General features: G+C 50.4%; 1 pseudogene. It reads left to right on the top strand.

Going from position 1 to position 260, the window contains the following annotated elements:
* Positions 1 to 20: 20 nt before the first annotated feature.
* Positions 21 to 260: pseudogene (locus tag LK536_RS58830) on the top strand (hypothetical protein); the annotation flags it as partial.

Raw genomic sequence — 260 nt, 5'->3', positions numbered from 1 at the left:
CATGGGTGGAGGATGTGGTGTTGGAAAACGATGGAACCATAGTGATACAGTTGGAAAATGGGGAGACAGACATGCAGGCCATCATCCAGGCGGCCATGTGGCATGTGTCCTATCACACCAAGTACTGTAACGCACTTAACATGTGGATTGCTGGCTGCCAGACCACGGATGAGGTAGCCGAGATATTCTACGGCGCAGATGTGCCGGAGCAGTATCAGTCAGATGTGCTTAAGGCCTACTTGGTGGAGATTACTACAATT

The sequence above is a fragment of the Clostridium pacaense genome, assembly GCF_020709765.2.
GTDB classification, from domain to species: domain Bacteria; phylum Bacillota; class Clostridia; order Lachnospirales; family Lachnospiraceae; genus Enterocloster; species Enterocloster hominis.
Note: the sequence above shows the minus strand (reverse complement) of the source record. Positions and strands in the feature narration are given on the sequence as shown.